The organism is Petralouisia sp. (assembly GCF_056822245.1).
The window spans coordinates 1-26,740 of sequence record NZ_JBQIOP010000055.1 but is presented as its reverse complement, the minus strand read 5'-3'; the positions used below and the strand labels follow the sequence as shown (position 1 = coordinate 26,740).

The following is a 26,740-nucleotide window of genomic DNA, read 5'->3' as shown; positions in this document are numbered from 1 at the left end:
CTTTCCGAAGCAGATGATCCATAGGGACTAAATCTTCAATTGTTATCAAATGCATTTCTATCTGTTGGTTTTCTCTTTTTGTCATCATAATGTATCACCTCAAGGATTAATCTACACATATATTTTCTTATATGCAAATCTTTTTGGCAAGAGGTTTGTCAACAGCTCGAAGTTGTGACGAAGTTAAAATTGAATTAACGAATTGTTTTGTCCTTTTTTCTGTGGAGAGAGATGGAAAGATTATGGCTATCCTCATAGAAATATGTGTGATATACTGTAAAAGTAAACAATAAGCGTACATAAAACTTGGTATTCCGATTTGGTTATCATACATATACTTCTGCTGCCCTTACAGCGTGATGATAGTCAGATACAGACTAATTTCTTTATCTGTCATCGCATATCCGTCACTTATGAACTTTTCCAGATATCCGATGTCCCTTGCAACGCAGCCAAGCTGTTTATGGAGTGCTTTTCTGATTTTCTTTGCACTATGTTTTTTACTTTTGGCAAATGCCAGATAGTCTTTTCTGGCACGTCTTCTATAGCGTCTTGGCAGTGGCAGGCCATAGGATTTGCAAAAACGGTAAATGATGGTTTCCAGCTTCTCCCTTGCCTCGTTCAGAAGTGAAATATTTTGGGGATAACGGATGTTTGCCGGTACACAGGTTGCGTCCAGCGTCAATGTCCCTTTGTTTGCGTGTTCTTTCAAAGTTTCATTATCGCCAGAGTTTCCGGAAGATGGTGGTGTATTGTTGTCATTATCTTTGTGGGCAAGAAGATACTGATTTACTTCCATCAGCATTTCAGCAGAAATGCGTTTGCGAAAAAGCACCCGTGTGCTTGCATCAAACGGAGCATCTTCCTGATAGCCGGGAAGGCCGATAAAGTACTGCAGGTATGGGTTTTCTGCGATCTGTTCCACAAGCTCACGGTCGGAATACTGGAACTTGGTCTGGATGATCAGGGAGCCTAACGCCATCCGAAATGGCTTGGCAACATTACCCGTACCACTCGGGAACAGTCTGGCATATTTTACTTCAAATTCATCCCATGGGATTCGGTCAGCCAGTTGGAGCCAGCGGTTGTCCGAGTTCATGTGGAGTCCCATAGGTTGGTTGAAATCAAAAAACGAGTGATGTAACTTGTCGATTGGTTTATACATTGATTTAGCCCCTTTATACTTAAAATATGCAGAAAAACTGCAAGAAAAATGGTTTGATTTTATCAAAAGCCCTGCAAGTATTATATCAGAAAACGTGGTATAAGTCAGCAAAATCAAGTGTTTTGAACCTAATCAGCAGACACTAAATAGGTAATAATATCCATAAGCAATGATTTTCCTTTCAGTGTTTGTGGGATGGTAATAGTATTGACACAAAAAAGGGAGGTCATTGCTTTTTTCTTTGAAAAAGTGGTGAAACCCTTGAAATAATAAGGTTTGTTTAAAAAAATATGGTAGTTAACTTGACACTACCTTAACAGACGAGGAGGAATGATGTATGAAACTATATGTATTATGCAGTTATGGAGACGGATTGAATGATCCCGATGTCTCCACAGATTATCAGGAACTCTATGAAAAGATGGAGAAAAGCTACCGTATGACGCTGGATCACGTTTCCCAGACAGAAGAAGAACAGGATAATACCTATCTGAGCGGATACAGTGCCAGGGCTGTCATACAAGGTGACTGGATGGAATGGTCTATCACGGAGTTTGATCTGCCAGTTTTAACTAATACTATCGAAATTCAGGAGGGCAATAGATTATGAAATAAACAAAAACATATGATCCACGGATTGTTTTACTCCAGAACCGGATAATCCATACCCATTATGTATTGGAAAAGATATGAAGCGATGTAAAAAATGTCAGCTTTGGGCAGAATGGGAACCGGAAGATCCGTATGCAGTTAACGCCTGAAAACGGACTTTAAGAAAGTAGAAAAACAGATATACAGAACCAAAAGATTTCATAAGAATCACAAAATACTATGGGCCGTCACTTTGGACGGTTCTTTTCATTTATATCTCACATAGTAATCAGAAAGGCAAATATTACATTCTTCCTTTGCGGCTACAAACTGGTATTATTTTATCAGTTTCTGTCACTCACCGGCATCCTTCTGGATCTTCATGATGATAGAGGCAACCTCAAAATCCTCATAGATATGGCAGATTAATACATCCATCAGTTCCTTTAATACCAGCCAGCGCTCATATTCTGATTTTAAATCGATCCGTAGAATCCCCATCTGTCTTCCGTCAACAGCATACTTCAGAGAAGGGCATACTTCAATCGTTCCAACCAGTAAACCCGTCCTTTTATCCAGAACACTCCACCTGACAAAATCTCTTGCCTCATACCGGCTCAGCCAGTATTCCACACATTCCCGGAACTTCTCCTTATCCGTATAATAGAAATCATCCCCGCAGCAGTCTCCGTTGAAATAGCGTGCTGCTTCCGGATCGGAATAACAGGGAAACAACCCCTCTGCATCTCCTGCCTCCAGCTTCCTTATCTTAAAATGCTCGGTTTTATATTCCGGGCATACGGTAAATACATCCATGTTCTGTCCCATCCTCACTGTTTTTTTTATCTTTTCGTATTTTGTCAATTCATTGCTGACACCATATCCCATTATACAGAACTTATGTTCTTTTATAAAGCAGATATTTTCATTTTCTTTTTCCATATTTTGGCAGTCTTTGTAATAGTATTCCCTATATTAGTGTCTGCTCATTAACTAAAAATACTGATAAACAGTAGATTTTAGTAGAGTTTTGTATTAAAATAAATGCAGATGTAAATTAACGTTCCGGCAAAAAACTTTGCATTTTGGAGGCCCAAAGCTTATGTATATTCCTGAAAAACGTAAAAACCGTCAAATTACACTGTTTGACTTCAACCAGTCATGTGGTATGGAGCTCGATCCTAATAATGAGTGGATCAGGCTGGCCCATGCCATTCCATGGAGCAGAATGGAAACAAAATATGCGGCAATGTTCCCCTCCAAAACAGGCCATCCGGCGACTCCTTTTAGAATGGCCCTTGGTGTTTTGATTATTCAGAAACGCAAGAAACTTTCTGACAGGGGTGTCATAAAAGAGATTCAGGAAAACCCATACCTGCAGTACTTTCTTGGAATGGAGAAATTCAGCCATGAAGCACCAATAAAGCCTTCTGTGATTGTCAGTTTCCGCAAGCGTCTGACTGCTGGATACCTGATGGAAGTAAACGAGTACATCCTTGAAACCAGCGGTGTTACCAAAGAGCATGAACCCAAGAACGAAAGTAAAAATGCAAAGGCTGCCAATACACGCTCAGATGACATTGAAAATCTTGGGACAGAGATTCTTGATGCCACCTGCTCTCCATCCAACATAAGATATCCACAGGATTTTTCTCTTCTCAATGAAGCGCGTGAAAAACTTGAGGATATGATTGACTATTTTCATAAGAACTGTCATCCATGGGCTAAGCCCCGCACTTACCGAAGGGTGGCAAGAAAAGAATACCTTGCGCTTGCAAAATCCAAAAAACGGACAGAAAAGAAAATACGCGCAACAATCAGGAAGCAGCTTGGCTATGTCAGGCGTGATTTGGAGTACCTTGGAGATTATATGGAGGCAGGCTATGCACTGCCTTCAAAGTACACAGATTACTATCTTACGATCCAAAAACTCTATGAACAGCAGAAACACATGTATGAGAATAAAATCCATAGTGTGGAGGATCGTATTGTCAGCATCAGCCAGCCTTACCTGCCACCGATTGTCAGAGGAAAGGCCAAGTCACCAGTGGAATTTGGCGTAAAATATGATGTCAGCATAGATGAAAAGGGACATGCAAGACTGGAAAAGCTGTCCTTTGACGCATACAATGAAAATACCATCCTAGTAGATGCCATGAACCGTTATAAAGAGCGAACAGGGCATTATCCAAAACGTGTTCTGGTGGATCAGATCTACAGAACACGCAGCAACCGTAATTTCTGCAAAGACCATAACATTACAATGTCTGGCCCAAAACTTGGCCGTCCTTCAAAAGATAAGAAAAACACCAAAGAGGAATACCAGGATAACACTGACAGAATAGAGGTTGAAAGATTTTTCAGCGCCGAAAAACGCTGCAATGGAGCAGGTCTTATCATGACAAAACTTGAGGAGACCACACTGTCCTCCATTGCAATGTCAGTACTGGTAACGAATCTCTTTGCTGTAGATCTTACTGGTATTTTTTTGCTCTATTTTTCAGACAACCTATCAAGCGAAAAAGCAGAGCATTATATCATTATAGATGATGTTGTTTAAGCTCATTGGAACATACTTCAGCTAAAGCTGTCTTATCAAGCTGAAAAAAGTTGCTTAATGAGCGGACACTATTTAATCACTGAGATTTTCATCTCCCCATTGTTTCATATGCTCAAAGACGGGAATGAAACTTTTGCCTAAGTCGGTAAGGTTATACTCCACACGGGGAGGTACTTCTTTGTAGTCATAACGTGTAATAAAGCCGTCGGCTTCCAGTTCCCGAAGCTGCTTTGTCAGGCTTGATTCCGTAATGTCACCGATGTGCCTGCGAAGTTCTCCAAAGCGGTGTATATCCCGAAAGGCGATATAATAAATGATTTCGATTTTCCATTTACCGCCTAAAATTTTTTGTATGGTAGAAACGGTTTTGCAGCGTTCAACAGCCAATGTACTTTTTTTCATTCCTGCCACTCCTTTCTGGAGCAGTATAACATACATTTCCTCATAAATCAATGTACCGATTATATATGTGTACTACAAAAAAGTACAGTACTTGTAAAATCGTTGTACAAAAGTATAATTAGTATAGACTACAGAAAACACCCTGCGGGTACACCTGTATGCACAGGAAACAGTGCAGGAATAAGGAAACACCCTGTGGGTATACCATTATGGCGAAAAACACGCCAACAATAAGGAAAGGAGATGTGTTTATGCACTACACAGGAACAATTTGGCGGCCGCCGTATGAAGCGGCATCACTTTTGTTAGAGGTAACGGCAGGCTGTACGCATCATTAATGCAAGTTTTGTACCTTGTATCATGATTTGCCGTTCAAATTCAGAATGTCCCCTCTGGAGGATATTGAGTGTGATTTACAGGAGGTTAAACGGGCAATGAAAGGCTGCAGCAGCGGGCATATTAACCGAGTGTTTTTAACAGGAGCTAACCCATTCGTTTTGTCCTATGACAAATTGGCTGCGATTGCAGAGCTAATCCATAAATATCTCCCGTCCGTTCAGTCTATCGGTTCGTTTGCAAGGATTACTGATGTTACCCCGAAAACCGATGAAGAACTTACCAAATTGCGGGCTATGGGCTATGACGGTTTGACAATAGGAATAGAAACGGGCGATGATGAAGCCCTGCGATTTATGAACAAAGGATATACTTCGGCAGACATCATAAAGCAATGCCAGAGATTAGACGCAGCGGATATTCATTACAGTTTCTTTTATTTGGTAAGTATTTCTGGGGCAGGTCGCGGAGAAATTGGAGCAAAATTAACGGCTGAACTATGCAATCAGATACATCCTGCGCTCATCGGGGCAAATATGCTTACGATTTATCCCGATTCAGAGCTTTATGCGGAAATACATCATGGGAACTGGCATGAGGAGGGCGAACTTGAAAAATACAAAGAGGTACGGACACTCATTGAAAATTTACAGATACCTACCGTCTTTGCAGCAATGGGAGCATCCAATGCGTACCAGTTTCATGGACAACTGCCGAAAGACAAGAAAAAGCTGTTGGTATTTCTCGATGAAATCATAGGAAATGTCAGCGAAGAAGAATTACAGCGGTATAGAAAGAGTGTTCATCATCTGTAAATGAAACATCCTGCGGGTATACCATTATGTGTAGAAAACTACACAAGAATAAGGAAGCACCCTACGGGTATACCATTATGTGTAGAAAACTACACAGGAATAAGGAAGCACCCTACGGGTATACCATTATGTGTAGAAAACTACACAGGAATAAGGAAAGGAGGGGCAATCATGCACTTTACAGGCAGAACTTGGCGACCACCGTATGAAGCACATTCAGTCATTATACAGGCTACCTCTGGCTGCACCTATAATAAATGCAAGTTTTGCAGCCTGTATAAAAACGAGTGCTTCAGAATGTCGCCTATGGAAGAATTTGAGGAGGATTTAGCAGAGATAAAAAGTTATCAGCCAAATGCCCGAAGGCTTTTCTGGACGGGAGCTAACCCTTTTGCAATGAGCTATGAAAATCTTAAGCTGCGGGCGTTGACGGTAAGGGACTATTTGATTAAATGTCAGACAATGGCTATGTTTGCAAGCATCCGTGATATTAAAAACAAAGAGATATGGCAGCTTAAGAAACTACGGGCAATGGGTATTAACGGACTGAGTATCGGTGTGGAAAGCGGCGATAACGAAACGCTTGCCCTTGCAAATAAAGGATATACCTCGGCGGATATTCTGGAGCAATGCAGGAAATTGGATGAAGCAGGCATTGAATACTACTTTGTTTATATGACAGGGCTTGCGGGAAAAGGCGGCGGATACCGAAATGCAAGGAATAGTGCAGAACTTTTCAGTCAGCTCAATCCATATTTTGTTTCCGTGGATTCTCTCACGCTTTTTCCAGATACGGAATTATACAAAATGGCACAGCAAGGTTTATTCGTACCTGCTGAAGAGAAAGAGCGTATTCGTGAGTTGCAGCTACTAATCAACAGCTTAAATATCAGAACTCATTTATTTGCAAACACGGTTTCAAACTTTATCCCTGTAACGGCATATTTGCCATATGACCGTGAAAAAGTCACAAATGAGCTGCAATATGTTCTGGACAATACTGATGAACTAGAAATACAGGAATACAGAAAAAATTTGAAGTCATTTCAGGTAGAAACAAAAGTGTTTAATTAAGCTGTAAAGCGAAATAGAGCGCGTTTTCCCGATAATTTTAGATTTCAACTTAATGGAGATGCAGTGGGTTTACTTCCGTGGCTGTTCTGACAGCGTAGGGTATCTGAAAAAGGCAGGGATTTTATAACGGCTGGATCGAGGAAAAGGCGGTGTCAGCGTGGGTGCTGATGCTGTCTTTTATATAGCTGAATGAAGATATAAATTTAAATAGTAGAGGACGGTGATTAGGCTTCTTGAAAAGTCCATCATCCAGGAGTATAATAAAAGCTGCAAATTAGCAATGGGAGATAGATATAATATGAAAAATAATTTTATACTTTGGTTTATAATTTCTGCAGTAATCATGTTGGCTTTACCGTGGCTTGCAGTTTCTTTTATAAAAGGTGATGGAGGAATGGCAGTATGTTTTATATTATTCTTTGCCATAAATCCGATATATTCTGTGATTATGGGCGTTTTTGCAGGAAAAAATGTAAAAAGATTATGGGGAATGCCAGTCATTTCAACAGTATTATTCCTGCTTGGTTCATGGATATTTTTTAGCATGGGTGAAAAGGCATTTATTTTGTATGCAGGTGTTTATCTGATATTGGGGATAGCTGCCATGGCAGTTTCTATGATTATTCATAGGAAATCACAAAGGTAATGTCTGATTTAGTTTCCGGAAAGGTTGGTGCTTAAGTGAAATTATGATTTTTTTAATCATTTCCATCTTCCGAAGCGTATTTGTTTGTCTATGTCGGGTTTATATTGTTCTAATTGCAGTTCTTCGGGATTTGCGTATCCAATACCGATCAATACGGGTATCATATAAGTGGGCGGTACTTTCAGTTTTTTCTTAACTATATCGTGTTCCTTATTCAGAGGTATACGCATGGAGCAGGATAACCCTTCTGCCGTTGCCGCTAAAAAAATATTTTCGATCACACACCAAATAGTAGCAAAGGGATTTAATTTTGAAACATACTCGCCATTCAATTCTTTTAATCTGAATACTGGAATAATTACATATGGCGCTTCTTTCAGCATAGTATATTGTTTGGGCATAGCATAGCCGTACATTTTTTGCCCCAATGTAATCTGATAAGGCCTGGGCATACTCAGATATCTGTCGGCATCGAATTTATCCGCAATCGTTTTGGCTTCGGAAAAAGCATATTCTTTTTCTTCATCGGTTCTTAAAACTATAAACTGCCAATTACGGTTATGATCCCAAGTGGGGCTTTGTTTCCTGCTTCCAAAATTCTTTTAATGACCTCAAAATCAACTTCAGTATCTAAAAATTCCCTTGTCGTTTTTCTTTTGTTAATTGCTTCGTAAAGTTCCATGATTTAATCCTCCGGTTCCTGATGGATAAGATCTGTCAGATTTTTTGTAAATGTTCGTGAGAGCTCAATTAGCTGTTTTTGTTCCTCCTGCGTAAACATAGACATTGCCGTATCTTCTGCCCATGTGATGTGGCGGACAACTTTTTCACAGTAAGCTTTGCCGGCTTCAGTTATCCGTACTAATTTCTCCCGCTTATTTTCTTTTCGCTCTTCTACAGTTACATATGCCTCGCTTAAAAGATTTCGAATAATCAGATTGACTGTTTGCTTAGACTGAAAAGTACGTTGGCAAATCTCCGTCTGAGTTACACCTCCCTTATCATAGAAATCGTCATAATATAGAACATTGACTACTAACAGTGTTTTCATCAACATTCCGTGGCGTTTCGCGTATTCATTATATAAGGCAAGCTGCTCATCCCGAAATTTGCAGTACATATATGCGTTTTTCTTGGTTTCCTTTGTTATAACGGTCACCTCCTATACAGTCAATTACAGTATAGTCAATTTATTGACTAATAATAAAGTAACAAGTTTTGTGCTGTTTGTCAAGACCACAGCCTCTTACTAAATTGATGTAATAATTTTCTAATGTCTCTGACTATTCCTGTAAAGAAGTAATAAAGCAATTATTAAAATTCTCTTTTTCATATACCTCTCCATGTATAGTTTGCAAGGAATTGTTCTCAAATAGTAAGCCATTGGATAAATGCTGTCTTATCTGTACTATTATAGCCCGCATTTTTGTAGAAATCTAATACCTTTTGTTCTCTGCTTCCTGTCAGCAGCATCATTTTATAGCAGTTACATTGCTTTGCTGTCTGCCGTGCATATTCCAGGCATTCTGATGCTAAGCCGCGTCCTCTGAAATCTGCATGGGTGACAACATTTTCTAAAAAAGCATATGGACGTATATTTCTCGTCAAATTAGGAATAATAACACATACGCACGAAGAGACAATTTTTCCGGAGACCTCATTTACAATCAAGTGATGGTTTTCGTCCTCTAAAATCTGTTTCCATGCATGGGTCAAACAATCAGACTGTTCAGGAACAGATTCTTCATGAAGATATAAATACAGTTCTAATATTTCTTTCAAGTCATCTTTTCTGGCTTCCCGTACCATTTTTATTACCTCCTGCATACCATTGTACAGGTAAATTTCCCTGTTTGTTTTCATTCTTTAAAAGCCTGTTTGTCTGCATCCGCTTCCTTAAAATCCAGCTATACCTGATTTTTGCCTTGTTAGAATTAAGATTGCAGACTTATTTTGTAATCGACCAAATAATTATACAATAAAAAAAGTAGTTTTTATATCTTTTTAATGTAATCTTGTCATAAATTATACCAATATATTGATGCGGTTTATTTTCGGAGGATAGAGACAAACTACGGACTGAGGCTAAGGAGTTCTATAGAGCCGTCATTCTTGATTGATACAAGATAAGAATAAAATTTTTGCTTTGTGAAAAAGAAATGTATCTTGTAATTAAAATTTGCATATGCTATAATGCCATTAGGCAAAAAGTAATGATGAGTCCATTTGGACGAAAGAACGAATCCCCCGACTGTAATGGCGTACAGTCGAGGGATTCTTCTTTTCTTTTTATAGTGGCAAAACACCCACCAGGCTATCTGCTGTCCTTATCATGCCTGTCTAGCCATTTGCTGATGAGGTGGCAAACCACACCTGCTGCGACAGTCACTAGAAAAGTAATGATGATTTCCATTTGAACACCTCCTCCCGTTGCTGGGTGTAGGTTGGACAACATAGGAATTATAACATATCAATTGATATTCTTCTATCTTTTTCTTAAAAGACATTACAATCAGGATTGTGGTTATCACAATCCGATTTTACAGGGGAAAAAGAAATAGCCGCCACTACTGCTAATAGTGACGGCTTACCTCATATGAGGTTATAGCTTTGTTGTTTGAGGGGGAGAGCCGCTTCTATGGCTTTCCCTTTTTCTATGCTTAATATAGCATATTTGGCAGTAGGATTCAAGAGTCAAACATATGTTTTTTGTGGGGAAAAGGTAGATAAAAAATAAGCAAATAAACAACTTTATATTCAGAGTATAATGACTCTCATTGAATCTTTATTTGCTGCGGCAGTTTGACTATCCATCCCCGGGAGAGTATAATATTACTAATTATTTGAAAATCTGAGACAGTTTGGCAAAAGAAAAACTCCATGAAATCCAGAGAGAAGAAACCAATATCAGTAAGAAACTACAGAGGGTAACAGAAAGGAGAAGAATGACATGGACAATGAAAAAGTGTATGCAATGAGTTTTGCAAAAATATATCCGCTGTTAGTTGCAAAGGCGGAAAAGAAGGGACGGACTTTAGAAGAAGTAAATGAAGTGATCTGCTGGATGACCGGGTATAGTACAAAAGAAATAAAAGACGCCGCAGATCATTCCGTCACTTATGGAGACTTTTTCCGAAATGCGCCGGCGCTGAATCCAAACAGGAAATTAATCAAAGGAACCGTTTGCGGGGTACGTGTAGAAACCATTCAGGAGCCGTTGATGCAGGAGATCCGATATCTGGATAAACTGGTGGATGAACTGGCTAAAGGAAAATCCATGGATAAAGTTTTACGAAATTAACGAGAAAAAGCACAGATCAAATCCGGTACAGAGGAACTAATCAAAATAATTGCTTTATTGGTATTAATTTTCAGATGGGAGGTAAAAAAATGTGGAAGTGTCCAAAGTGCGGCCGTACATTTAAGAATACCAATCAGGATCACTATTGCGGCGAAGCCCCCAAAACCATTGGGGAATATATAGAGCGTCAGACAGAACAGGCACAGTTTTATCTGAGGCAGGTAAATGAGGCAATAAAATCTGCAATTCCAGACGCCGCAGAAAAAATATCATGGAGTATGCCGACTTATTGGCAAAAACGCAATCTGATCCAGTTTGCGGCTTTCAAAAAGCATATAGGGCTGTATCCCGGCCCTGAAGCGGTGAAAGCATTTGAAGAAAAGCTGAAAGGTTATAAGACAAGCAAAGGGGCCATACAGCTTCCTTATGATAAGCCGCTTCCCCTTGAATTGATCGGAGAGATTGCAAAATGGTGTGAAAAGGAGAATGCCCGGTACTATGAACGAAAAGATTCTGATTGTTGATGATGAAGAGGAAATAGCAGATTTACTGGAGCTTTATCTGAAAAGCGACGGTTATAACGTATATAAGTTTTATAACGGGATGGACGCCCTGCAATGTGCAGAGTCAGAAAAAATGGATCTGGCAGTCTTAGACGTGATGCTTCCGGATGTAGATGGGTTTCACATCTGCAAAAAGATCCGGGAAAAGCATTTCTATCCGATCATTATGCTGACCGCTAAGACAGAAGATATTGATAAGATCAAGGGTCTTACCATCGGCGCGGATGATTACATCACTAAACCATTCAACCCTCTGGAAGTTACCGCCAGGATAAAGACACAGCTTCGCCGTTATGTCCAATATAATCATGCCGCAGGGATGGAACAAAAAAATGCGCCGGTGATGGAATATGATATTAATGGTTTAATCATCAACAAGAATACCCATAAATGTTCACTGTATGGAAAAGAAGTTACATTAACTCCCATAGAATTTTCGGTGCTCTGGTATCTTTGCCAGAACAGGGGAAAAGTGATTTCTTCTGAAGAACTGTTTGAGAAAGTATGGGGTGAGAAATTTCTGGATAACAATAATACGGTTATGGCTCATATCGGCAGGATCAGGGAAAAGCTGAAAGAACCTGCCAGAAATCCTAAATTTATCAAAACAGTATGGGGAGTGGGATATACCATTGGAGAATAAAAAGCTTCATCGCAGGGATGAACTTTTATGGAAAATGGGAAAGCTGCAAAAGAAACAAAGGAAATTAACTTAAAACAATTTCTTTTTAGTACAAGTGCACAAAATATCATTCATAAATTTGCCAGATATGCTGAAAAATAATATAACACTTGCAAAAAAGAACCGGGCAGGCTATAATGACAACGTAAGACAAAGGGAAGTGAGAGTAAGTGGGGAATGTAACAATCGTTGATATTGCAAAATCCTGCGGCGTATCAATTAAGTCAGTATCCAGAGTGTTGAATAACAGCCCGAATGTCAGTGATGCCATGAGGGAAAAGGTCATGAGCACCATCAAAGAGCAAGGATATCAGGTAAATATGCTTGCCCGGGGCCTGAAGGGAAGCCGCACCAATATTATTGTAGTATTTGCGGAGCGTCACCATGAAGAACACTTGAGCATCTGGCATACCATTATGCTGAAATATTTGTTTACTTATGCCAAGAAGCGTTCCATGAAAATTGTCCTTTCGCCTTCAAGCAGCGAACGGTTTGAAGGAGACGAGACAGACGGATTCTATCTGATTGCAAGCGGAATTGCGGACGGTGCGATTTTACTGGAAAACATTCGTAAAGATCCTCGGGTAGATTATTTTGAAAGCCGGAATATTCCATATGTGGTATTTGGAGAACCGGAAAATCCCCATGTGCCGTCAGTCAGTCTGGACAATTTTGACGTAGGGTATAAGGGTGGTCTGTATCTGGCAGAAAAAGGACTGGATCAGATTGCAATGCTGATTGGAGAGAAGAAATACCTGTCTACTCAGAACCGTGTGAAGGGCTTTATGGCCGCTATGGAAGAAAAACAGACGGAAAATTATATATTCACAGGAATTGACACCTTAGAGAAAGCTTATCATAAAGCAAAAGAGATTTTAGAAATTTACGATATTAAGGCGTTTTTTGTATCCGGAGATGAAAGGGCATTGGGAGTATACCGCGCCATCTATGAAAAGGGCCTGTCTATTCCGAAAGATATTGCAGTACTGGGAATTGACAATATTGCGTTGGGAGAATATTATTATCCGCCCATATCCACGATAGAACAGGATTTTGAGATTCTGGCAAAGGGATGCATTGATTATGTTATTAACCGGATTGGCCGGGAAGAAGAAACGGAACATAAAGCATTCAGATTTCCCTGTAAGCTGATTGAACGGGGCTCTACATAGAATGCAGCATGAAATAAAACCGCTCTCTGTTATCAAGAGAGCGAATTAAGTGGCAATGTTTGACAACGTTGTCACTAAAAAATAACCCATAAAGACAACGTTGTCAAAAACAAAAATAAGGAATCAGTGATTATTATGGAACAGGCATTTATCAAAAAATTAGAAACAAGATTACAGCGTATCTATTCCAGTCCGGATAAGACAGAAGAAGCCCTCCGGCTGATAGGAAATTATCTGGATGTATATGAGATCGCGAAGGAAACAGAGCAGGATTTGTCTGAGAGAGACAGTATTCTGATTACCTATGGCAATACTCTGACAGAAGAAGGCAGGCCGGGGCTTGAAGTCCTTCATGATTTTTTAAATGAATTTGTGCAGGAAGCCATAGAAACAGTGCATTTGCTGCCTATGTATCCCTATACTTCCGACGACGGATTTTCTGTAGTGGATTACAGAGAAATAAATCCGGAGCTGGGAAACTGGGAAAATATTCAGAGACTATCCCATCAATACGGGCTGATGTTTGACGCGGTCATCAATCATATTTCCAGAAGCAGCAGGTGGTTTGAGGGTTATTTAAACGGAGAAGAGCCTTATACAGAGTATTTTATTACCTGTGATCCGGATGCGGATTACAGTGCGGTTACAAGGCCCAGGGCCCTGCCTCTTCTGACTAAGTTTATGACCAGAGACGGTGAAAAGCATCTCTGGACCACATTCAGTGAAGATCAGATTGATTTAAATTTCAATTGCCCGGCGCTGCTGGCGGAAATTCTGGACATTCTGGTAATGTACGGACGAAGGGGCGCTAAGTTTATCCGTCTGGACGCCATAGGTTTTCTGTGGAAAGAACCTGGAACAACCTGTATGCATCTTCCCAGGACCCATGAGGCAGTTAAGTTAATGAAAGATGTGTTAAGGGAATATGCGCCGGGCACAAGAATCATTACGGAGACCAATGTGCCCCATAAGGATAATATCAGTTATTTTGGAGAAAATGGAAATGAGGCGGATTTGGTTTATCAATTTCCGCTGCCGCCCCTTACCATGCATACCTTTTTATCAGAAAATGCGGAGGTTTTGTCGGAATGGATGGAAACGCTTCAGCTGCCCAGTGAAAAGGTTACATATTTTAATTTTTTAAGCTCCCATGACGGCATAGGGGTTCGCCCCACAGAGGGAATTCTTACAAAAGAACAGCAGCAGGCATTGATCGATGCAACTTTGAAAAATGGCGGGGCTGTATCTTATAAAAATAACGGGGACGGAACCAGGAGCCCTTATGAACTGAATATCAACTATCAGGATGCACTGGCAGGGCCGGAAAGTTCCGATGCAGAGAGAATCGGCAAATTTCTGGCGGCGGAAACATTGCTTTTATCCCTGCAGGGCGTTCCGGGAATTTACATTCACAGCCTGTTAGGTTCAAGAAACGATTATTACGGAAAAGAAATTTCCGGCATACCCCGAAGGATCAACAGAGAAAATCTGGATTACGGCAGATTGAAGGAACAGTTGGCGGAGGATACAAACCGGAAGCGGATTTTTGACACGCTGATTCAGAGATTGAATATCCGCAGAAACGAAAGCGCATTTTCCCCGGCAGCGGGCCAGAAAGTCCGGAAAGAAAATAAAAAAATAATAAATATTATCAGAAGCAATGACAGAACCGGTGAGACAATCCATGTGCTGATTAATGTGTCAGGGCAGGGACAGACCGCTGCTTATGAGGCATTAAAAGGGAAAAATATTTTAACCGGCAGCATGGTAAACGGTGCAATTACCCTGAAACCATGGGAATGCGCCTGGGTAAAGGAATCAGGAAAGTGATTGTAACAGAAAAGAGAGATTCTGTTAACAATAGAAAAGGAGAGAAGGATTATGAAAAGAAGATTAATCAGTGCATTGCTCATTACAGTAATGGCAGCGACAATGGTTGCAGGATGCGGCAAGAAATCAGGAGAATCAGGTAAATCAGGAGACGGAAAGGTGCATATCCAGTTTATGCATATGCAGGTGGAACAGGAGAGACAGGATGCTGTTTCGGGTATCATTGACAAGTTCCAGAAAGCAAATCCGGATATTATTGTAGAATCCGTTCCGGTAAATGAGGATGATTATGATTCAAAAATTGCAACGCAGGGAGGAAACGGGGAACTTGCTGCAGTTGTAGAGTACAGCCAGGATCAGGCAAAAACAAGTGTTGCAAATCAATTTACAGATGTTGACGCAGTAAAAGAAGTTGTAGACGCCAAAGGCGAAGATGCATTCTATGAGGGCGCATTGAAAGTAACAAAAACAGAGGACGGATCAAGTTATGTAGGCGTTCCGGTAAGCAGCTGGGTACAGGGAATCTGGGTGAATGAAGCAATGTTAGCAGAGAAAAATTTATCCGTTCCCACCACCTGGGAAGAGGTACTGGCGGTAGCTGAGGCATTCCATGATCCCGGGAATCAGATGTACGGCATTGCCCTTCCAACCTCTGACAGCGCATTTACAGAGCAGGTATTTTCCCAGTTTGCCCTTTCAAACGGAGCAAATGTATTTGACGGAAACAAAGGCGTAACGGTAGATACCCCTGAGATGAAGGAAGCATTGGAATATTATAAGAGTCTGGCGGCATTCTCCATGCCCGGATCTACGGAAGTTGCAGACGTTAACGACGCATTTGTAGGAAAACACGCGCCTATGGCAATGTACTCCACCTATATTCTCGGAAATGTAAAGGACGCGGGATTTGCAGATGATCTCACCCTGGTTCTTCCAAACAGAAAAACAGAAGCGGCATACGGATGTATTACAGTTCTTGGAATTGCAGCCGGCATGGATGAGGAAAGGACAGAAGCAGCTAAGAAATTCGTAAGCTTTATGTTAGAGGATGAGAACAATGTAGACTGGCTGAATATGGCGCCGGGCGGAGTTCAGCCGGTAATTAAGTCTGTGGATGAAATGCCGGAATATACAGATCTGGAAGCCAGAAAAGCATACGTTCACATGAAAGAAGAGATTGGAAACGCTGTAGCAAATCTTCAGTTATTCGGCGCAGTTGACGGAAAGAACTTCACAGAAATGGGAGATGTTACCAATACAGGAGTAATCAGCAAAATGGTTAACAATGTAGTGGTACAGAATGCAGACGTTGCTGCAGAGCTTTCAACGGCTCAGGCGGCAGTTGAGAAGCTGATGAAATAATCACAGATATGGGAGAGAATGCGGTGGGAAAGTACACCTGTTTGTCCAATGGCTGGCTGTTTTTTGAAAGATGAATGCTAGGCGGCCAGTTCTCTCCCATTTTTTAAAAGGAAGGATGAAAATGAGTATAAAGAAAAAAAAGCTGGGTGGAAGCGATACAAAATTTGCAATGTTTCTTCTGTCGCCAAGTATTCTTTTACTGGTGATGCTGATTGGTTATCCGCTTATTTATAATATCGTAATCAGTTGTCAGGATGTTCCCCTGAACCCAAACCTGCCTTCAGAATTTATCGGGCTGCAGAATTATATAGAAGTATTTAAAGATCCGGAATTTTATAAATCCGTATTTGTAACCTTATCATTTACCGTAGTTGTGACAGGGATCAGCACAGTGCTGGGTCTGATATTATCAGTATTTTTGAACCGTCCATTTTTCGGAAAGAAACTGGTGAATTCCATTATCATTCTTTCCTATGTGGTTCCGGCAGTCTGCCTGATTTTTACCTGGCGGTATATGTTTAATAATATTTACGGAATTATGAATTATTTTGTAATAGATGTGCTTGGAATTACAGACAAAGCGCCGCTGTGGTTCGATCAGCCGGCCAGTGCATTTATTTTAGTGTCCATATTTGCGATATGGAAATTTTTCCCTTATGCATACCTTTCCTTTAATGCCATTCTGCAGTCTATGGATAACAGTCTGTATGAAGCGGCAGATATTGACGGGGCCACCTCCTGGGAAAAATTCAAAGTAATTACTTATCCGGCAATTAAGCCCACGCTGGTTACTGTAGTAAGCCTCAGAACCATTTGGGTGTTCTATATTTATACGGAAGTATATCTGCTTACAAAACAGGTAAATGTGCTGGGCGTATATCTTTACGATATGGCCTTTGCCACCCATGATTTTGGAAAAGCAGCGGCTATTTCCATTGTTTTATTCGTGTTTATTTTTGCTTTGATTATGCTGATAAGAAAGAAGGTGCTGAAAGTTGAAGAAGACTAATAATAAGAAAATTCTCAAAGGGATCTGGTTTTATGCCCGTGTAATCCTTGTGGTATTGGTATTATTATTTCCATTTATCATCATGCTCAGCATTTCTCTTAAGGAAACTGCAGAGACCATAGGATATCCGCCGACAATTATCCCCCGGAACTGGGAGATTCAGCATTTTTTTGATATTTTTAATGCAAATATCTTTCCATTCAATAAATATATGAGAAACAGCCTGTATATTGCCCTTGCCACTTCCGTAATCGCTGTGCTTCTGGGAATTCTGGGCGGTTATGCGTTATCCAGGCTGAAGTTTAAGGGAAAAAGCCTGATCAGCGAAATGTTTTTCCTGGTGTATATGTTCTCAGGAATCCTGCTGATTGTTCCGCTGTTTAAGATGCTGTCTGCCATTGGGCTCAGCAACAGCCGGGAAGCGGTTATTATCTGTATGATTGTACAGACATTGCCCACAGCAATTTATATGACGAGAAGTTATTTTGACACCATTCCGGCGGAACTGGAGGAAGCTGGAAGAGTGGACGGCTTGAGCAGAATGGGAATCATTTTCCGGATTGTAGTTCCCCTCTCCATGTCAGGAATTATATCCGTGTTTGTATATGCGTTTATGATTGCATGGAATGATGTGTTGTTTGCATCTATTTTCATTGATTCGCCGGAGCTTATGACAATTCCCATTGGATTGAATTCACTGTTTAACACACCGGATTATATCTGGGGACGTATGATGGCGGCTTCTCTTGTTACCTCGCTTCCCATTGTAATTATGTACGGCTTCAGCCAGCGTTTGATTAAGAGCGGAAGCACTGCAGGCGGCGTAAAAGGTTAAGGCACAGGGAAAATTGACAACAGTTGTGTCCGGACAGAAGGAAAGGATTGATTTATTTTATGAAAAAATTAGTAGCGACGGCTCCGAGAGTTGCAGAGCTGAAAGAGTATCAGGACAGAGAAATTAAAAGCAATGAGGTTAAGGTGAAGGTGGAATTTGCAGCGCCCAAGCATGGAACAGAACTGGCGGATTTCAGAGGCACCACCCCTTACATTGACGGTAAATTTGATGAGGAATGGAGAGTCTTTACCCAGAGGGAGAAGGACGAACCCAGGGGCATTGAATTTGGGGATCTTCCCCTGGGCAATATGTTTGTGGGTACGATTACAGAAAAAGGAGCGGATGTAACGGAATATGAAATCGGCGACCGGGTCTGCTCTTACGGGCCCATCAAAGAGACCCAGATTGTCAATGCCGTTGATAACTATAAGCTTCGTAAAATGAGCAAAGAGGCGTCTGCCAAAAATGCGGTGTGTTACGATCCGGCCCAGTTTGCATTGAGTGGAATCCGGGACGCAGATGTAAGGCCCGGAGATCGGGTGGTAGTTATCGGCCTTGGCGCCATCGGGCTTCTTGCCCTTCAGATGGCGGCAAAAATCGGGGCGACCACAGTAATCGGAATTGATCCCATTGCAAAGAGACGTGAAATAGCCGAAAAAACCGGCGCTCACTATACTCTGGACTCCATGGCCTGCGATGCAGGGCTTGAGATTAAACGGCTGACAGAAAAACAGGGCGCAGACGTGATTATTGAGACAAGCGGCAATGTACATGCCCTTCAGTCTGCCTTAAAGGGACTTGCGTATAACGGGACAATTGCCTATGTGGCATTTGCAAAGCCATTTCCGGAAGGGCTCTGGCTTGGCCAGGAGGCTCACTTTAATTATGGAAAAATCATTTTTTCCAGAGCGTGCAGCGAACCGAATCCGGAGTATCCCCGCTGGAGCAGAAAACGAATCGAGGATGTATGCTGGGAGCTTTTGATGAACGGATATCTGGACTGCGAAGAGCTGATTGATCCGGTGGTTCCTTTTGCAGAGTGCGCAGAAGGATTCTGCAAATATGTGGATCAGCATCCGGAAGAAAGCATTAAAATGGGCGTGGATTTTTCTTAAAAATTATATGAATATCAGTACATGGAAGAGAGCAAGAAAGAAACGCTGATTTTTTAGGAGGAATGGAATATGCAATTAGGGACACAGGACAAGGATTTTTTCCCGAAAAATATGATTGAGAAATTCCGTTTTATAAAAGAAATGGGATTTGAATGCTTTGAGATAGATGGCAAAGAACTGGTGGAGCATTTAGAGGAAGTGAAACAGGCCATAGCTGAAACAGGGCTTCCGGTTGTTACCGCCTGCGGCGGATACCGGGGATGGATCGGAGATTTCATTGAGGAAAAACGGTTAAACGGCATTGAAGATTTGAAAAAGATACTCCATGCCTTAAAGGAAGTAGGCGGAACCGGCGTTGTGGTTCCGGCCGCATGGGGAATGTTTACCTTCAGGCTTCCGCCCATGGTTTCTCCAAGAAGCCATGAAGGGGATGTGAGAGCCATTATAGATTCCCTGACAGAGCTTGAGAAAACGGCGGAAGAAACCGGCACATACCTTTATCTGGAACCGTTAAACCGCTATCAGGATCATATGCTGAATACCCAGGAGGATGCGGTGAATATCATCCGCCAGGGGGGATTTCAGAGAGTGAAGCTGACCTCTGATTTTTACCATATGGCAATTGAAGAGGATGATATTTCAGAAACGCTGAAAAAATATAAAGATTATATAGGTCATATCCATATTGCTGAAAACCATCGCTATCAGCCGGGAACAGGTTCCATTGACTGGAAGCGGCATATGGCTGCGCTGAAAGAGATTGGGTACGACGGGCCTGTGGTAAATGAAGGAAGAATCCGCGGAGAAGATCCGCTGAAAGTGTATCAGGAATCTGTAGTTTTTATAAAACAGTTTCTATAACAATACAGGGGAAACATCATGAGTAAATTAAGAACAGCAATCATCGGTTCCGGACAGATTGCCCAGGTGACGCACATACCCAATTATCAGTCCATGGAGCATGCAGAGATTGCAGGAATCTGCGATACAAATATTGATACCGCCAGAATAGCTGCGGAGAAATTCGGCATAAAAAATTACTATGATTCCCACAGAACCATGTTGGAGGAATTAAAACCGGATGCAGTGATTATCTGCGTGCCCAATAAGTTCCACTGCTCCATTACACTGGAGGCTCTGGAACTGGGATGTCATGTATTCTGCGAAAAACCGCCGGCAATTACTGCGAAAGAAGCAGAAAAAATGGCTGCTAAGGCAAAAGAAAAAGGAAAAATTTTATCTTTCGGTTTTCATTTTCGGGCCAGTGAGCATATTGCATTTTTAAAGAACAGAATTGCAGCAGGAAAGATGGGAACTATCTATCACACGGAGGTAAAGTGGCACAGAAGAAGAGGAATCCCGGGTTGGGGATGCTTTACCAATAAAGAAATACAGGGCGGCGGGCCTCTGATTGATATCGGCGCCCATATGCTTGACTGCGCCCTGTATTTATTAGACTATCCGGAAATTTCCTATGTATGCGCCTCCAGCAGTGACCGTATCGGAAAAACTTCCGGTGTGGGGCTGATGGGAGCATGGAATCCCGGCCGCTTTACTGTGGAGGACGGAATCTTTGGATATATCCGGTTTGCAGACGGAACCAGTCTGGATTTGCAGACTTCTTTTGCCATCAACCGCAGGGAAAAGGATGTAAGAAGCGTGAAACTCTTTGGCTCAAAAGAAGGCGCAGAGCTGTTTCCGCTGGAGATTTACGGCGAAGAAGGCGGACAGCTTGTGAACCTTGCATTTCCATTTCTGGAGATGCGGGACTGGCATATGGATTTGGATGTGAATTTTGTAAATGCATGTCTCGGAACGGAAGAACCTCTGGTGACTGCAGAGCAGGGCGCCTATATTCAGAAGTTGATCTGCGGGCTGTATGAATCTGCAGAAACAGGAAAACCTGTGATTTTTTAAGGCGGGGGATAAGTGTATGATTCATTATCAGACAGAAAAAGAAAAAGAAAGACTATGGCTTTGCGAGAAAGAATTTTTGCCGGACTTTGAATTAAAAACAGAATCCGTATTTGCCCAGTGCAACGGATACCTGGGCGTGCGTGCGGCCCATCCCTTTTCCCTGATTAATGAGCAGAGGGGGATGTTCTTATGCGGCGCCTTCCATAAAGCTTATGAAGAAGAGGTAACGGAGCTTGTCAACTGTCCGGATGTGACCTGGTTTGAATTAGAAGCGGACGGTGAAAAGATTTATCCTGAACAGTCCGCACTGTCCTCGTTTGAACGGAAACTGGATCTTTTCAGCGGAGAACTTGTAATCCGGTATGAATTTGAATTGTCCCAAAACAGGAAAATCGCAGTTGAAAACAGAAGATTTGCTTCCATGGCCAGGAAAAATCTCTTTGCCCAGAGGTTTCAGGTGCAGGTTTTGAATGGGGATGTAAGAAAGATTAAGATCAAAACTGGCATTAATGGACAGATGACCAACAGCGGCGTGTCCCATTTCCACAAATCTGTTGCAAGGGTGTATGAAAAAGCAGTCATGGAAATCCGCAGTGAGCTGGAAGAAGGCACTGTGATAGAAGCGGCAGAATGCAGGGCGAAAACCGGCATTCTCTCAGAAAAAGAGTTCAGCTTAAAGAGAAGAAGCGTATACGGCGCTTATGCGCTGCAGCCAGTTTGCGGACAGGCAGTTCTGGAAAAAATCACTTTTGCGGATCAGGCGGAGGATGGCATCACCACCGAGAAAAGAAAACAGATGCTGAACGTTTCCGCTGAAACAGGATATGATACGCTGTTTCAGGCTCACAGGCAGGAAATGAAAAAATTCTGGGACATTGCCCGAATTCAGGTGGAGGGAATGACAGAAGAAGAGGAAGCGGCGGTCTGCTTCGCCCAGTACCATATTGCAGGCATGACGCCGTGGCATACCAATGAAAGCAGCATTGCGGCAAAAGGGCTGACGGGAGAAGGATACAAGGGACATGTGTTCTGGGATACGGAAATTTTTCTGTTTCCGATGCTTCTGTATCTGTATCCCCAGGAAGCAAAACGCCTTCTGGAATTCCGGTATCATGGACTGGACGGGGCAAGGAAGAAGGCCCGGGACTATGGATTTAAAGGCGCGATGTTTCCCTGGGAAGCGGCGAAAAGCGGCGAGGAAGAAACTCCCCTGTATGCGGCGCTGAATATACATACCGGCAAAGCCAACAAAGTGTGGTCCGGCATTAAGGAATATCATGTGACTGCAGATATCGCTTATGCGGTGGAGCAGTATCACAGGGCCACCGGCGACCGGCAGTTCATGGAAGAATGCGGATATGAGATTGTTTTCGAGGCGGCAAGGTTCTGGGTATCCTGCGCCAAATGGGAGGAGAAGCGTCAGAAATACGGAATTTTTGATGTCATCGGCCCGGATGAATATACAGAACATGTGGATAATAATGCCTACACCAATTATATGGCGGTTTATTGTGTGAAAACAGCTCTCCGCTATGCCAGAACCTTAAAGGAGAAGCAGCCGGATGTATTTGCTGCGCTGAACTGGAAACTTCAGGTTGAAAAAGAACTGGACAGATGGGAAGAATTTCTGGAGAAAATGTATCTCCCGGTTCCGGGGGCGGACGGCATTATTCCCCAGGATGACACGTTTTTAACCAAACCCTGCCTGGAAAACATCAAAAAATACAAGACTTCCCAAATTAAACAGGCAGTTCTGTTTGATTATTCCAGAGAGGAAATTGTCAATATGCAGGTGTTGAAACAGGCGGATGTGGTGATGCTTTTAAACCTGTTTCCCCATCTTTTCGACAAGGAAACGGTGAAGAAAAATGTGCTGTTCTATGAAGAAAGAACCATTCATGATTCTTCTTTAAGTTATTGTGCTCATGCCCAGGCGTGCGCGGCAATCGGAGCCATGGAGCTGTCCTGGGAATTTTTCCGAAACTGTCTGGTGGTGGATTTGGACGAAAATCCCCATGACAGTACGGACGGAATTCATTCCGCATCATTAGGCGGGATCTGGAGCTGTCTGATTTTCGGATTTGCAGGCGTCCGCTATGAAAACGGGATTTTGTATTTGAATCCTCATCTTCCCGGACATTGGAAAACCATGAATTTTCGCATGATAATCGAAGGCGTGCAGGTGCATTTTCTCATAGGCAGCGAAAAGATAAATCTGACCTGTGAATCCAAAACCAATGCAGCCATTCAAGTGGAAGCAGAGGACTGTAAATACACATTGGAGCAGACATTGGAAATCAGGTTAAAGGCAAAAGGGAGATTGTCATAAATGAAAGCAGTTATTTTTGATTTGGACGGAGTCATTGTAGATACCGCAAAATACCATTATCTTGCATGGAAAAAACTTGCGGCGGAATTGGGATTTGAATTTGATCTTATACATAATGAAAAGTTAAAAGGCGTCAGCCGTATGGATTCTCTGAATATTGTACTGGAAACAGGGGGAATCAAGGGCTTGCCAAAAGAGAAAAAAGCAGAGCTTGCCGCAAGAAAAAACGGATATTATCTGAAGATGATTGAAAAAATAGATGAATCTGAGATCTTACCTGGAATTCCCCAGTTTATAGAGAAGCTCAGAACGGAAGGATACCGGATTGCCCTTGGTTCTGCAAGCAAGAGCGGAAAAATGATTCTGGACAAGCTGAATCTTTCAGATCAGTTTGATGCTGTGGTGGACGGCAATCTGGTGGAATTGGCGAAACCCAATCCCCAGGTATTTGTGAAGGCAGCGGAGCTTCTGGGCGTTCCCTGTGAGAACTGTATCGTTGTGGAAGACGCCGGGGCAGGAATTGAAGCCGCTCTGGCCGGGCATATGAAGTGCATCGGCGTTGGAGACCCAAAAGTGCTTGGGGATGCAAATCTTGTGGTTTCCGGTACGGAGCAGCTGGCAGGCGTAGAGCTTACCGTATTATAAAGATTGCAATTTCCAGTACGTTAAGGATTCAATTTACGGCACAATAGGGCTTTTAATTTATCGCATGGTAAGGACTGCAGCTTATGGCAATGAAAAGAGAATACATTGAGAAAATTTATGCCGGATTGCTGGGAAAAATCATTGGTATCCGCATGGGCGCGCCGGTGGAAGGATGGAGCCGTGAACAGATTCAGAATATTTACGGGGAACTGGACGGGTATCCCACAGATTATAAAGAATTTGCAGCAGATGACGACAGCAACGGGCCTCTGTTTCTTCTGCGGGCCCTGGAGGACTGCGGCAAATGGGAGCAGATGGAGCCTCAGGATGTTGCGGACGCGCTCTTGAATTATGCGCCTTTTGAACATGGTTTTTTCTGGTGGGGAGGCTATGGGGTATCTACAGAGCATACCGCTTATCTGAATCTGAGAAATGGAATTCAGGCGCCGGAAAGCGGAAGCATAAAGCAAAACGGCCGCACTATGGCAGAGCAGATCGGGGGCCAGATTTTTATAGATTCCTGGGGACTGGTAACCCCCGGAAATCCGGATTTGGCTGCAGGGCTTGCCAAAAAAGCGGCCAGTGTCACTCATGACGGCAACGGAATTTACGGCGGAATTTTTGTGGCAGCCTGTATCAGCTGCGCATTTATGCAGCAGGATATACCAGAGATCATAGAAAAGGGATTAAGCTATATTCCGAAGGACTGTGAGTATGCGAAAACAGTGCGGGCCGTTATGGAGTATCACAGCGGCCACAGAGACTCCTGGGAATCCTGTTACCGTTTTATATTTGAAAATTATGGATATGACAAATATCCCGGAGTGTGCCACATTATTCCCAATATTGCAGTGATGATCCTGGCCCTCTTATATGGAAACGGGGATTTTTCAGATACATTGAATATCTGCAACCGCTGCGGATGGGATACAGACTGTAATACAGGCAATCTTGGAACCATTATGGGGGTTTACTGCGGACTTTCTGCCATTGATGACCGCAAGTGGAGAAAACCCATCAATGATTTTCTGGCATGTTCCGGTGTGTTGGGTTCCCTGAACATCATGGATATTCCCTATGGGGCTTCTTATATTGCAAAACTTGCGGCAGCTCTGGCAAAGGAAGAATTGCCGGAGCCATTTTCCACTATCTGCAGGAACCGGATACATAGCTGTCATTTTGAATATCCCGGTTCCACCCATGCGATTCGGGTCCGGTCTGAACATCTGCACACATCGGACCTGTATCCGGAGTTAGATTACCATCTGGTAAATACCGACGAATCTGCGGCCACAGGCAGCAGATCACTGAAAGTAACTGCCAATGAGCTAAAGGGTGGAGAGAATCTGTTCATTTACCAGAAAACATACTATGGCCCGGAGGATTTTCATGACAGCCGCTACGATCCGGCATTTTCTCCCACCGTCTATCCCGGACAGACCATTCACGGCTGCGTGATGCTGCCGGAATACGGAACGGAGGCGCTGGTGGGCCTGTATGCCAGAGAGCGGCATACAGATACTATTTATCATGGCGATGCCATAGAACTGAAAAAAGGGCAATGGGAGAATTTAAGTTATCGGATTCCCCCGATAGACGGCGGTTTAATAGAAGAAATCGGCGTCTGCGTCCGGATAAAAGCGGACAGAGGTAAGGGAGTGACGGCGGCGGTGCTGTTAGATCATCTGTATGCGGACGGAACCCCCTGTTACAGTATCCGTATGGAGCAGGAACAAGAAGAATTGTGGACAATCGTCCACCGGGAAATCAGTCAGTTTACCAGGTTGAAAGGGCTGTGCTATTTAGAAGAGGGAAATCTGCATCTGTCCTGCAGTGATTTCGGCGAAGTCTATACCGGAAAATATGACGCTCAAAATTACCGGGCAGAATTTGCCGTTACTCCTTTAACGGGAGAAAAACATCTGGCAATTGTTCGGGTACAGGGGGCAAGCCGGGCCTATGCGGCAGCGCTGCTTCCGGAGGGAAAAGCCGGAATTCTGAAAAATGAAAACGGATACCAGATTCTTCAGACAGTTGATTTTCCCTGGACGGCAGGGAGGGAATACAGGATTGCAGTGCAGGCAGAAGATGATATAATAAAACTGGAAATCAACGGGAAAGAATTACTTACCTGGCAGGATCGGGAGGGGCCTTACCTGACGGGGGCTGTGGGGCTGGGAGTTCTTGAAGGAAGTCATTTGAGGTGCAGGTGTATTTCTATTTCTTAATGTGTTACAGTGAAATTATCAGGGGCGGAGGGTATAACAGACGTTAATATTTGGCTACGGACGGAACAACCGGATTGCCCTTTGACACACAAACTGGGCAGCGTTTCGGCGAACTATTACTCCGGCGGTTAAATGTCGACGAATTTTACGCAGAATAAATTTT

24 protein-coding genes and 2 pseudogenes are annotated in these 26,740 nt (G+C 42.6%); 20 read left to right on the top strand and 6 right to left on the bottom strand.

The features are described from left to right. Positions 1-349: 349 nt before the first annotated feature. Positions 350-1,165, bottom strand: a complete 816-nt coding sequence (locus ACTO17_RS16980; protein WP_482558759.1) for a transposase — start codon at positions 1,163-1,165, stop codon at positions 350-352. A 337-nt stretch (positions 1,166-1,502) separates the two neighbouring features. On the opposite strand from ACTO17_RS16980, the gene ACTO17_RS16975 reads away from it, so the two are divergent. After that, positions 1,503-1,775: a hypothetical protein gene (locus tag ACTO17_RS16975; protein ID WP_482558758.1), complete on the top strand. Its 273-nt coding sequence runs from the start codon at positions 1,503-1,505 to the stop codon at positions 1,773-1,775. Between the two features lie 335 nt (positions 1,776-2,110). Here ACTO17_RS16975 and ACTO17_RS16970 read toward each other — a convergent pair whose 3' ends face one another. Then, positions 2,111-2,698: a GNAT family N-acetyltransferase gene (locus tag ACTO17_RS16970; protein WP_482558757.1), complete on the bottom strand. Its 588-nt coding sequence runs from the start codon at positions 2,696-2,698 to the stop codon at positions 2,111-2,113. A gap of 160 nt (positions 2,699-2,858) precedes the next feature. Here ACTO17_RS16970 and ACTO17_RS16965 point away from each other — a divergent pair, with 160 nt between their 5' ends. Then, positions 2,859-4,316, top strand: coding sequence for an IS5 family transposase (locus tag ACTO17_RS16965; RefSeq protein ID WP_482558756.1), 1,458 nt, complete (start codon positions 2,859-2,861; stop codon positions 4,314-4,316). A 72-nt stretch (positions 4,317-4,388) separates the two neighbouring features. Here ACTO17_RS16965 and ACTO17_RS16960 read toward each other — a convergent pair whose 3' ends face one another. After that, the gene (locus tag ACTO17_RS16960) at positions 4,389-4,718 is read right to left on the bottom strand and encodes a winged helix-turn-helix transcriptional regulator (protein WP_482558755.1); all 330 of its coding nucleotides are present in this window, start codon (positions 4,716-4,718) and stop codon (positions 4,389-4,391) included. A 251-nt stretch (positions 4,719-4,969) separates the two neighbouring features. Here ACTO17_RS16960 and ACTO17_RS16955 point away from each other — a divergent pair. The 4 genes and pseudogenes from ACTO17_RS16955 to ACTO17_RS16940 all read left to right on the top strand — a co-directional run bounded on the left by ACTO17_RS16955 (position 4,970) and on the right by ACTO17_RS16940 (position 7,589). Further along, positions 4,970-5,869 (top strand): annotated as a pseudogene (locus ACTO17_RS16955) (radical SAM protein). A gap of 171 nt (positions 5,870-6,040) precedes the next feature. Beyond that, entirely contained in the window at positions 6,041-6,943 is a 903-nt protein-coding gene (locus ACTO17_RS16950) for a radical SAM protein (protein WP_482558754.1), read from the top strand. A gap of 52 nt (positions 6,944-6,995) precedes the next feature. Further along, positions 6,996-7,070 (top strand): DUF6664 family protein, encoded by a 75-nt coding sequence (locus ACTO17_RS16945; RefSeq protein ID WP_482558760.1) that lies wholly within the window; start codon positions 6,996-6,998, stop codon positions 7,068-7,070. Positions 7,071-7,241: 171 nt separating this feature from the next. After that, positions 7,242-7,589 carry a DUF2651 family protein gene (locus ACTO17_RS16940; RefSeq protein ID WP_482558753.1) on the top strand — a complete coding sequence of 116 codons (348 nt, stop codon included), beginning with the start codon at positions 7,242-7,244 and terminating at the stop codon, positions 7,587-7,589. 56 nt (positions 7,590-7,645) lie between these two features. Here ACTO17_RS16940 and ACTO17_RS16935 read toward each other — a convergent pair. From ACTO17_RS16935 to ACTO17_RS16925, 3 genes and pseudogenes are all read right to left on the bottom strand, one after another. Then, positions 7,646-8,271 (bottom strand): annotated as a pseudogene (locus tag ACTO17_RS16935) (nitroreductase family protein). Between the two features lie 3 nt (positions 8,272-8,274). After that, on the bottom strand, positions 8,275-8,709 hold the full coding sequence (locus ACTO17_RS16930) for a MarR family winged helix-turn-helix transcriptional regulator (protein WP_482558752.1): 435 nt from the start codon (positions 8,707-8,709) through the stop codon (positions 8,275-8,277). Positions 8,710-8,957: 248 nt separating this feature from the next. Beyond that, complete coding sequence (locus tag ACTO17_RS16925; RefSeq protein ID WP_482558751.1) at positions 8,958-9,452, bottom strand: GNAT family N-acetyltransferase; 495 nt, start codon at positions 9,450-9,452, stop codon at positions 8,958-8,960. Between the two features lie 1,087 nt (positions 9,453-10,539). Between ACTO17_RS16925 and ACTO17_RS16920 the strand changes: the two genes are divergently transcribed. The 14 genes from ACTO17_RS16920 (at position 10,540) to ACTO17_RS16855 (ending at position 26,577) form a co-directional block, all read left to right on the top strand. Beyond that, on the top strand, positions 10,540-10,890 hold the full coding sequence (locus ACTO17_RS16920) for a DUF2200 domain-containing protein (RefSeq protein WP_482558750.1): 351 nt from the start codon (positions 10,540-10,542) through the stop codon (positions 10,888-10,890). Positions 10,891-10,979: 89 nt separating this feature from the next. After that, the gene (locus tag ACTO17_RS16915) at positions 10,980-11,414 is read left to right on the top strand and encodes an iron chaperone (RefSeq protein ID WP_482558749.1); all 435 of its coding nucleotides are present in this window, start codon (positions 10,980-10,982) and stop codon (positions 11,412-11,414) included. After that, entirely contained in the window at positions 11,389-12,096 is a 708-nt protein-coding gene (vanR, locus tag ACTO17_RS16910) for a VanR-ABDEGLN family response regulator transcription factor (protein ID WP_482558748.1), read from the top strand. The genes ACTO17_RS16915 and vanR overlap by 26 nt, the downstream gene beginning before the upstream one ends. 209 nt (positions 12,097-12,305) lie before the next feature. Next, positions 12,306-13,307, top strand: a complete 1,002-nt coding sequence (locus ACTO17_RS16905; protein ID WP_482558747.1) for a LacI family DNA-binding transcriptional regulator — start codon at positions 12,306-12,308, stop codon at positions 13,305-13,307. Positions 13,308-13,442: 135 nt separating this feature from the next. Continuing rightward, positions 13,443-15,137: a sugar phosphorylase gene (locus ACTO17_RS16900; protein WP_482558746.1), complete on the top strand. Its 1,695-nt coding sequence runs from the start codon at positions 13,443-13,445 to the stop codon at positions 15,135-15,137. Positions 15,138-15,188: 51 nt separating this feature from the next. Then, on the top strand, positions 15,189-16,499 hold the full coding sequence (locus ACTO17_RS16895; protein ID WP_482558745.1) for an ABC transporter substrate-binding protein: 1,311 nt from the start codon (positions 15,189-15,191) through the stop codon (positions 16,497-16,499). A 121-nt stretch (positions 16,500-16,620) separates the two neighbouring features. Next, on the top strand, positions 16,621-17,508 hold the full coding sequence (locus tag ACTO17_RS16890) for a carbohydrate ABC transporter permease (protein ID WP_172539373.1): 888 nt from the start codon (positions 16,621-16,623) through the stop codon (positions 17,506-17,508). Then, a complete protein-coding gene (locus ACTO17_RS16885) occupies positions 17,495-18,343 on the top strand; it encodes a carbohydrate ABC transporter permease (RefSeq protein WP_482558744.1) in 849 nt (282 codons plus the stop codon). Before ACTO17_RS16890 ends, ACTO17_RS16885 begins: the two co-directional genes overlap by 14 nt. Before the next feature lie 59 nt (positions 18,344-18,402). Continuing rightward, complete coding sequence (locus ACTO17_RS16880; protein WP_172539375.1) at positions 18,403-19,458, top strand: zinc-dependent alcohol dehydrogenase; 1,056 nt, start codon at positions 18,403-18,405, stop codon at positions 19,456-19,458. A gap of 69 nt (positions 19,459-19,527) precedes the next feature. Beyond that, on the top strand, positions 19,528-20,319 hold the full coding sequence (locus tag ACTO17_RS16875; protein ID WP_482558743.1) for a sugar phosphate isomerase/epimerase family protein: 792 nt from the start codon (positions 19,528-19,530) through the stop codon (positions 20,317-20,319). A gap of 18 nt (positions 20,320-20,337) precedes the next feature. Then, positions 20,338-21,375 (top strand): Gfo/Idh/MocA family protein, encoded by a 1,038-nt coding sequence (locus tag ACTO17_RS16870; protein WP_482558742.1) that lies wholly within the window; start codon positions 20,338-20,340, stop codon positions 21,373-21,375. 16 nt (positions 21,376-21,391) lie between these two features. Then, positions 21,392-23,704, top strand: a complete 2,313-nt coding sequence (locus tag ACTO17_RS16865) for a glycoside hydrolase family 65 protein (protein ID WP_482558741.1) — start codon at positions 21,392-21,394, stop codon at positions 23,702-23,704. Beyond that, positions 23,705-24,349: a beta-phosphoglucomutase gene (gene pgmB, locus ACTO17_RS16860; RefSeq protein WP_172538772.1), complete on the top strand. Its 645-nt coding sequence runs from the start codon at positions 23,705-23,707 to the stop codon at positions 24,347-24,349. 83 nt (positions 24,350-24,432) lie between these two features. Then, positions 24,433-26,577, top strand: a complete 2,145-nt coding sequence (locus tag ACTO17_RS16855; protein WP_482558740.1) for an ADP-ribosylglycohydrolase family protein — start codon at positions 24,433-24,435, stop codon at positions 26,575-26,577. The last annotated feature ends 163 nt before the right edge of the window (positions 26,578-26,740 follow it).

What these genes read in the sequence shown, in the direction of transcription:
- ACTO17_RS16980 (WP_482558759.1), bottom strand. Translation starts at nt 1,165, where the DNA reads ATGTATAAACCAATCGACAAGTTACATCACTCGTTTTTTGATTTCAAC.
- ACTO17_RS16975 (WP_482558758.1), top strand. Translation starts at nt 1,503, where the DNA reads ATGAAACTATATGTATTATGCAGTTATGGAGACGGATTGAATGATCCC.
- ACTO17_RS16970 (WP_482558757.1), bottom strand. Translation starts at nt 2,698, where the DNA reads ATGGAAAAAGAAAATGAAAATATCTGCTTTATAAAAGAACATAAGTTC.
- ACTO17_RS16965 (WP_482558756.1), top strand. Translation starts at nt 2,859, where the DNA reads ATGTATATTCCTGAAAAACGTAAAAACCGTCAAATTACACTGTTTGAC.
- ACTO17_RS16960 (WP_482558755.1), bottom strand. Translation starts at nt 4,718, where the DNA reads ATGAAAAAAAGTACATTGGCTGTTGAACGCTGCAAAACCGTTTCTACC.
- ACTO17_RS16950 (WP_482558754.1), top strand. Translation starts at nt 6,041, where the DNA reads ATGCACTTTACAGGCAGAACTTGGCGACCACCGTATGAAGCACATTCA.
- ACTO17_RS16940 (WP_482558753.1), top strand. Translation starts at nt 7,242, where the DNA reads ATGAAAAATAATTTTATACTTTGGTTTATAATTTCTGCAGTAATCATG.
- ACTO17_RS16930 (WP_482558752.1), bottom strand. Translation starts at nt 8,709, where the DNA reads ATGTACTGCAAATTTCGGGATGAGCAGCTTGCCTTATATAATGAATAC.
- ACTO17_RS16925 (WP_482558751.1), bottom strand. Translation starts at nt 9,452, where the DNA reads ATGAAAACAAACAGGGAAATTTACCTGTACAATGGTATGCAGGAGGTA.
- ACTO17_RS16920 (WP_482558750.1), top strand. Translation starts at nt 10,540, where the DNA reads ATGGACAATGAAAAAGTGTATGCAATGAGTTTTGCAAAAATATATCCG.
- ACTO17_RS16915 (WP_482558749.1), top strand. Translation starts at nt 10,980, where the DNA reads ATGTGGAAGTGTCCAAAGTGCGGCCGTACATTTAAGAATACCAATCAG.
- vanR (WP_482558748.1), top strand. Translation starts at nt 11,389, where the DNA reads ATGAACGAAAAGATTCTGATTGTTGATGATGAAGAGGAAATAGCAGAT.
- ACTO17_RS16900 (WP_482558746.1), top strand. Translation starts at nt 13,443, where the DNA reads ATGGAACAGGCATTTATCAAAAAATTAGAAACAAGATTACAGCGTATC.
- ACTO17_RS16895 (WP_482558745.1), top strand. Translation starts at nt 15,189, where the DNA reads ATGAAAAGAAGATTAATCAGTGCATTGCTCATTACAGTAATGGCAGCG.
- ACTO17_RS16890 (WP_172539373.1), top strand. Translation starts at nt 16,621, where the DNA reads ATGAGTATAAAGAAAAAAAAGCTGGGTGGAAGCGATACAAAATTTGCA.
- ACTO17_RS16880 (WP_172539375.1), top strand. Translation starts at nt 18,403, where the DNA reads ATGAAAAAATTAGTAGCGACGGCTCCGAGAGTTGCAGAGCTGAAAGAG.
- ACTO17_RS16875 (WP_482558743.1), top strand. Translation starts at nt 19,528, where the DNA reads ATGCAATTAGGGACACAGGACAAGGATTTTTTCCCGAAAAATATGATT.
- ACTO17_RS16870 (WP_482558742.1), top strand. Translation starts at nt 20,338, where the DNA reads ATGAGTAAATTAAGAACAGCAATCATCGGTTCCGGACAGATTGCCCAG.
- ACTO17_RS16865 (WP_482558741.1), top strand. Translation starts at nt 21,392, where the DNA reads ATGATTCATTATCAGACAGAAAAAGAAAAAGAAAGACTATGGCTTTGC.
- pgmB (WP_172538772.1), top strand. Translation starts at nt 23,705, where the DNA reads ATGAAAGCAGTTATTTTTGATTTGGACGGAGTCATTGTAGATACCGCA.
- ACTO17_RS16855 (WP_482558740.1), top strand. Translation starts at nt 24,433, where the DNA reads ATGGCAATGAAAAGAGAATACATTGAGAAAATTTATGCCGGATTGCTG.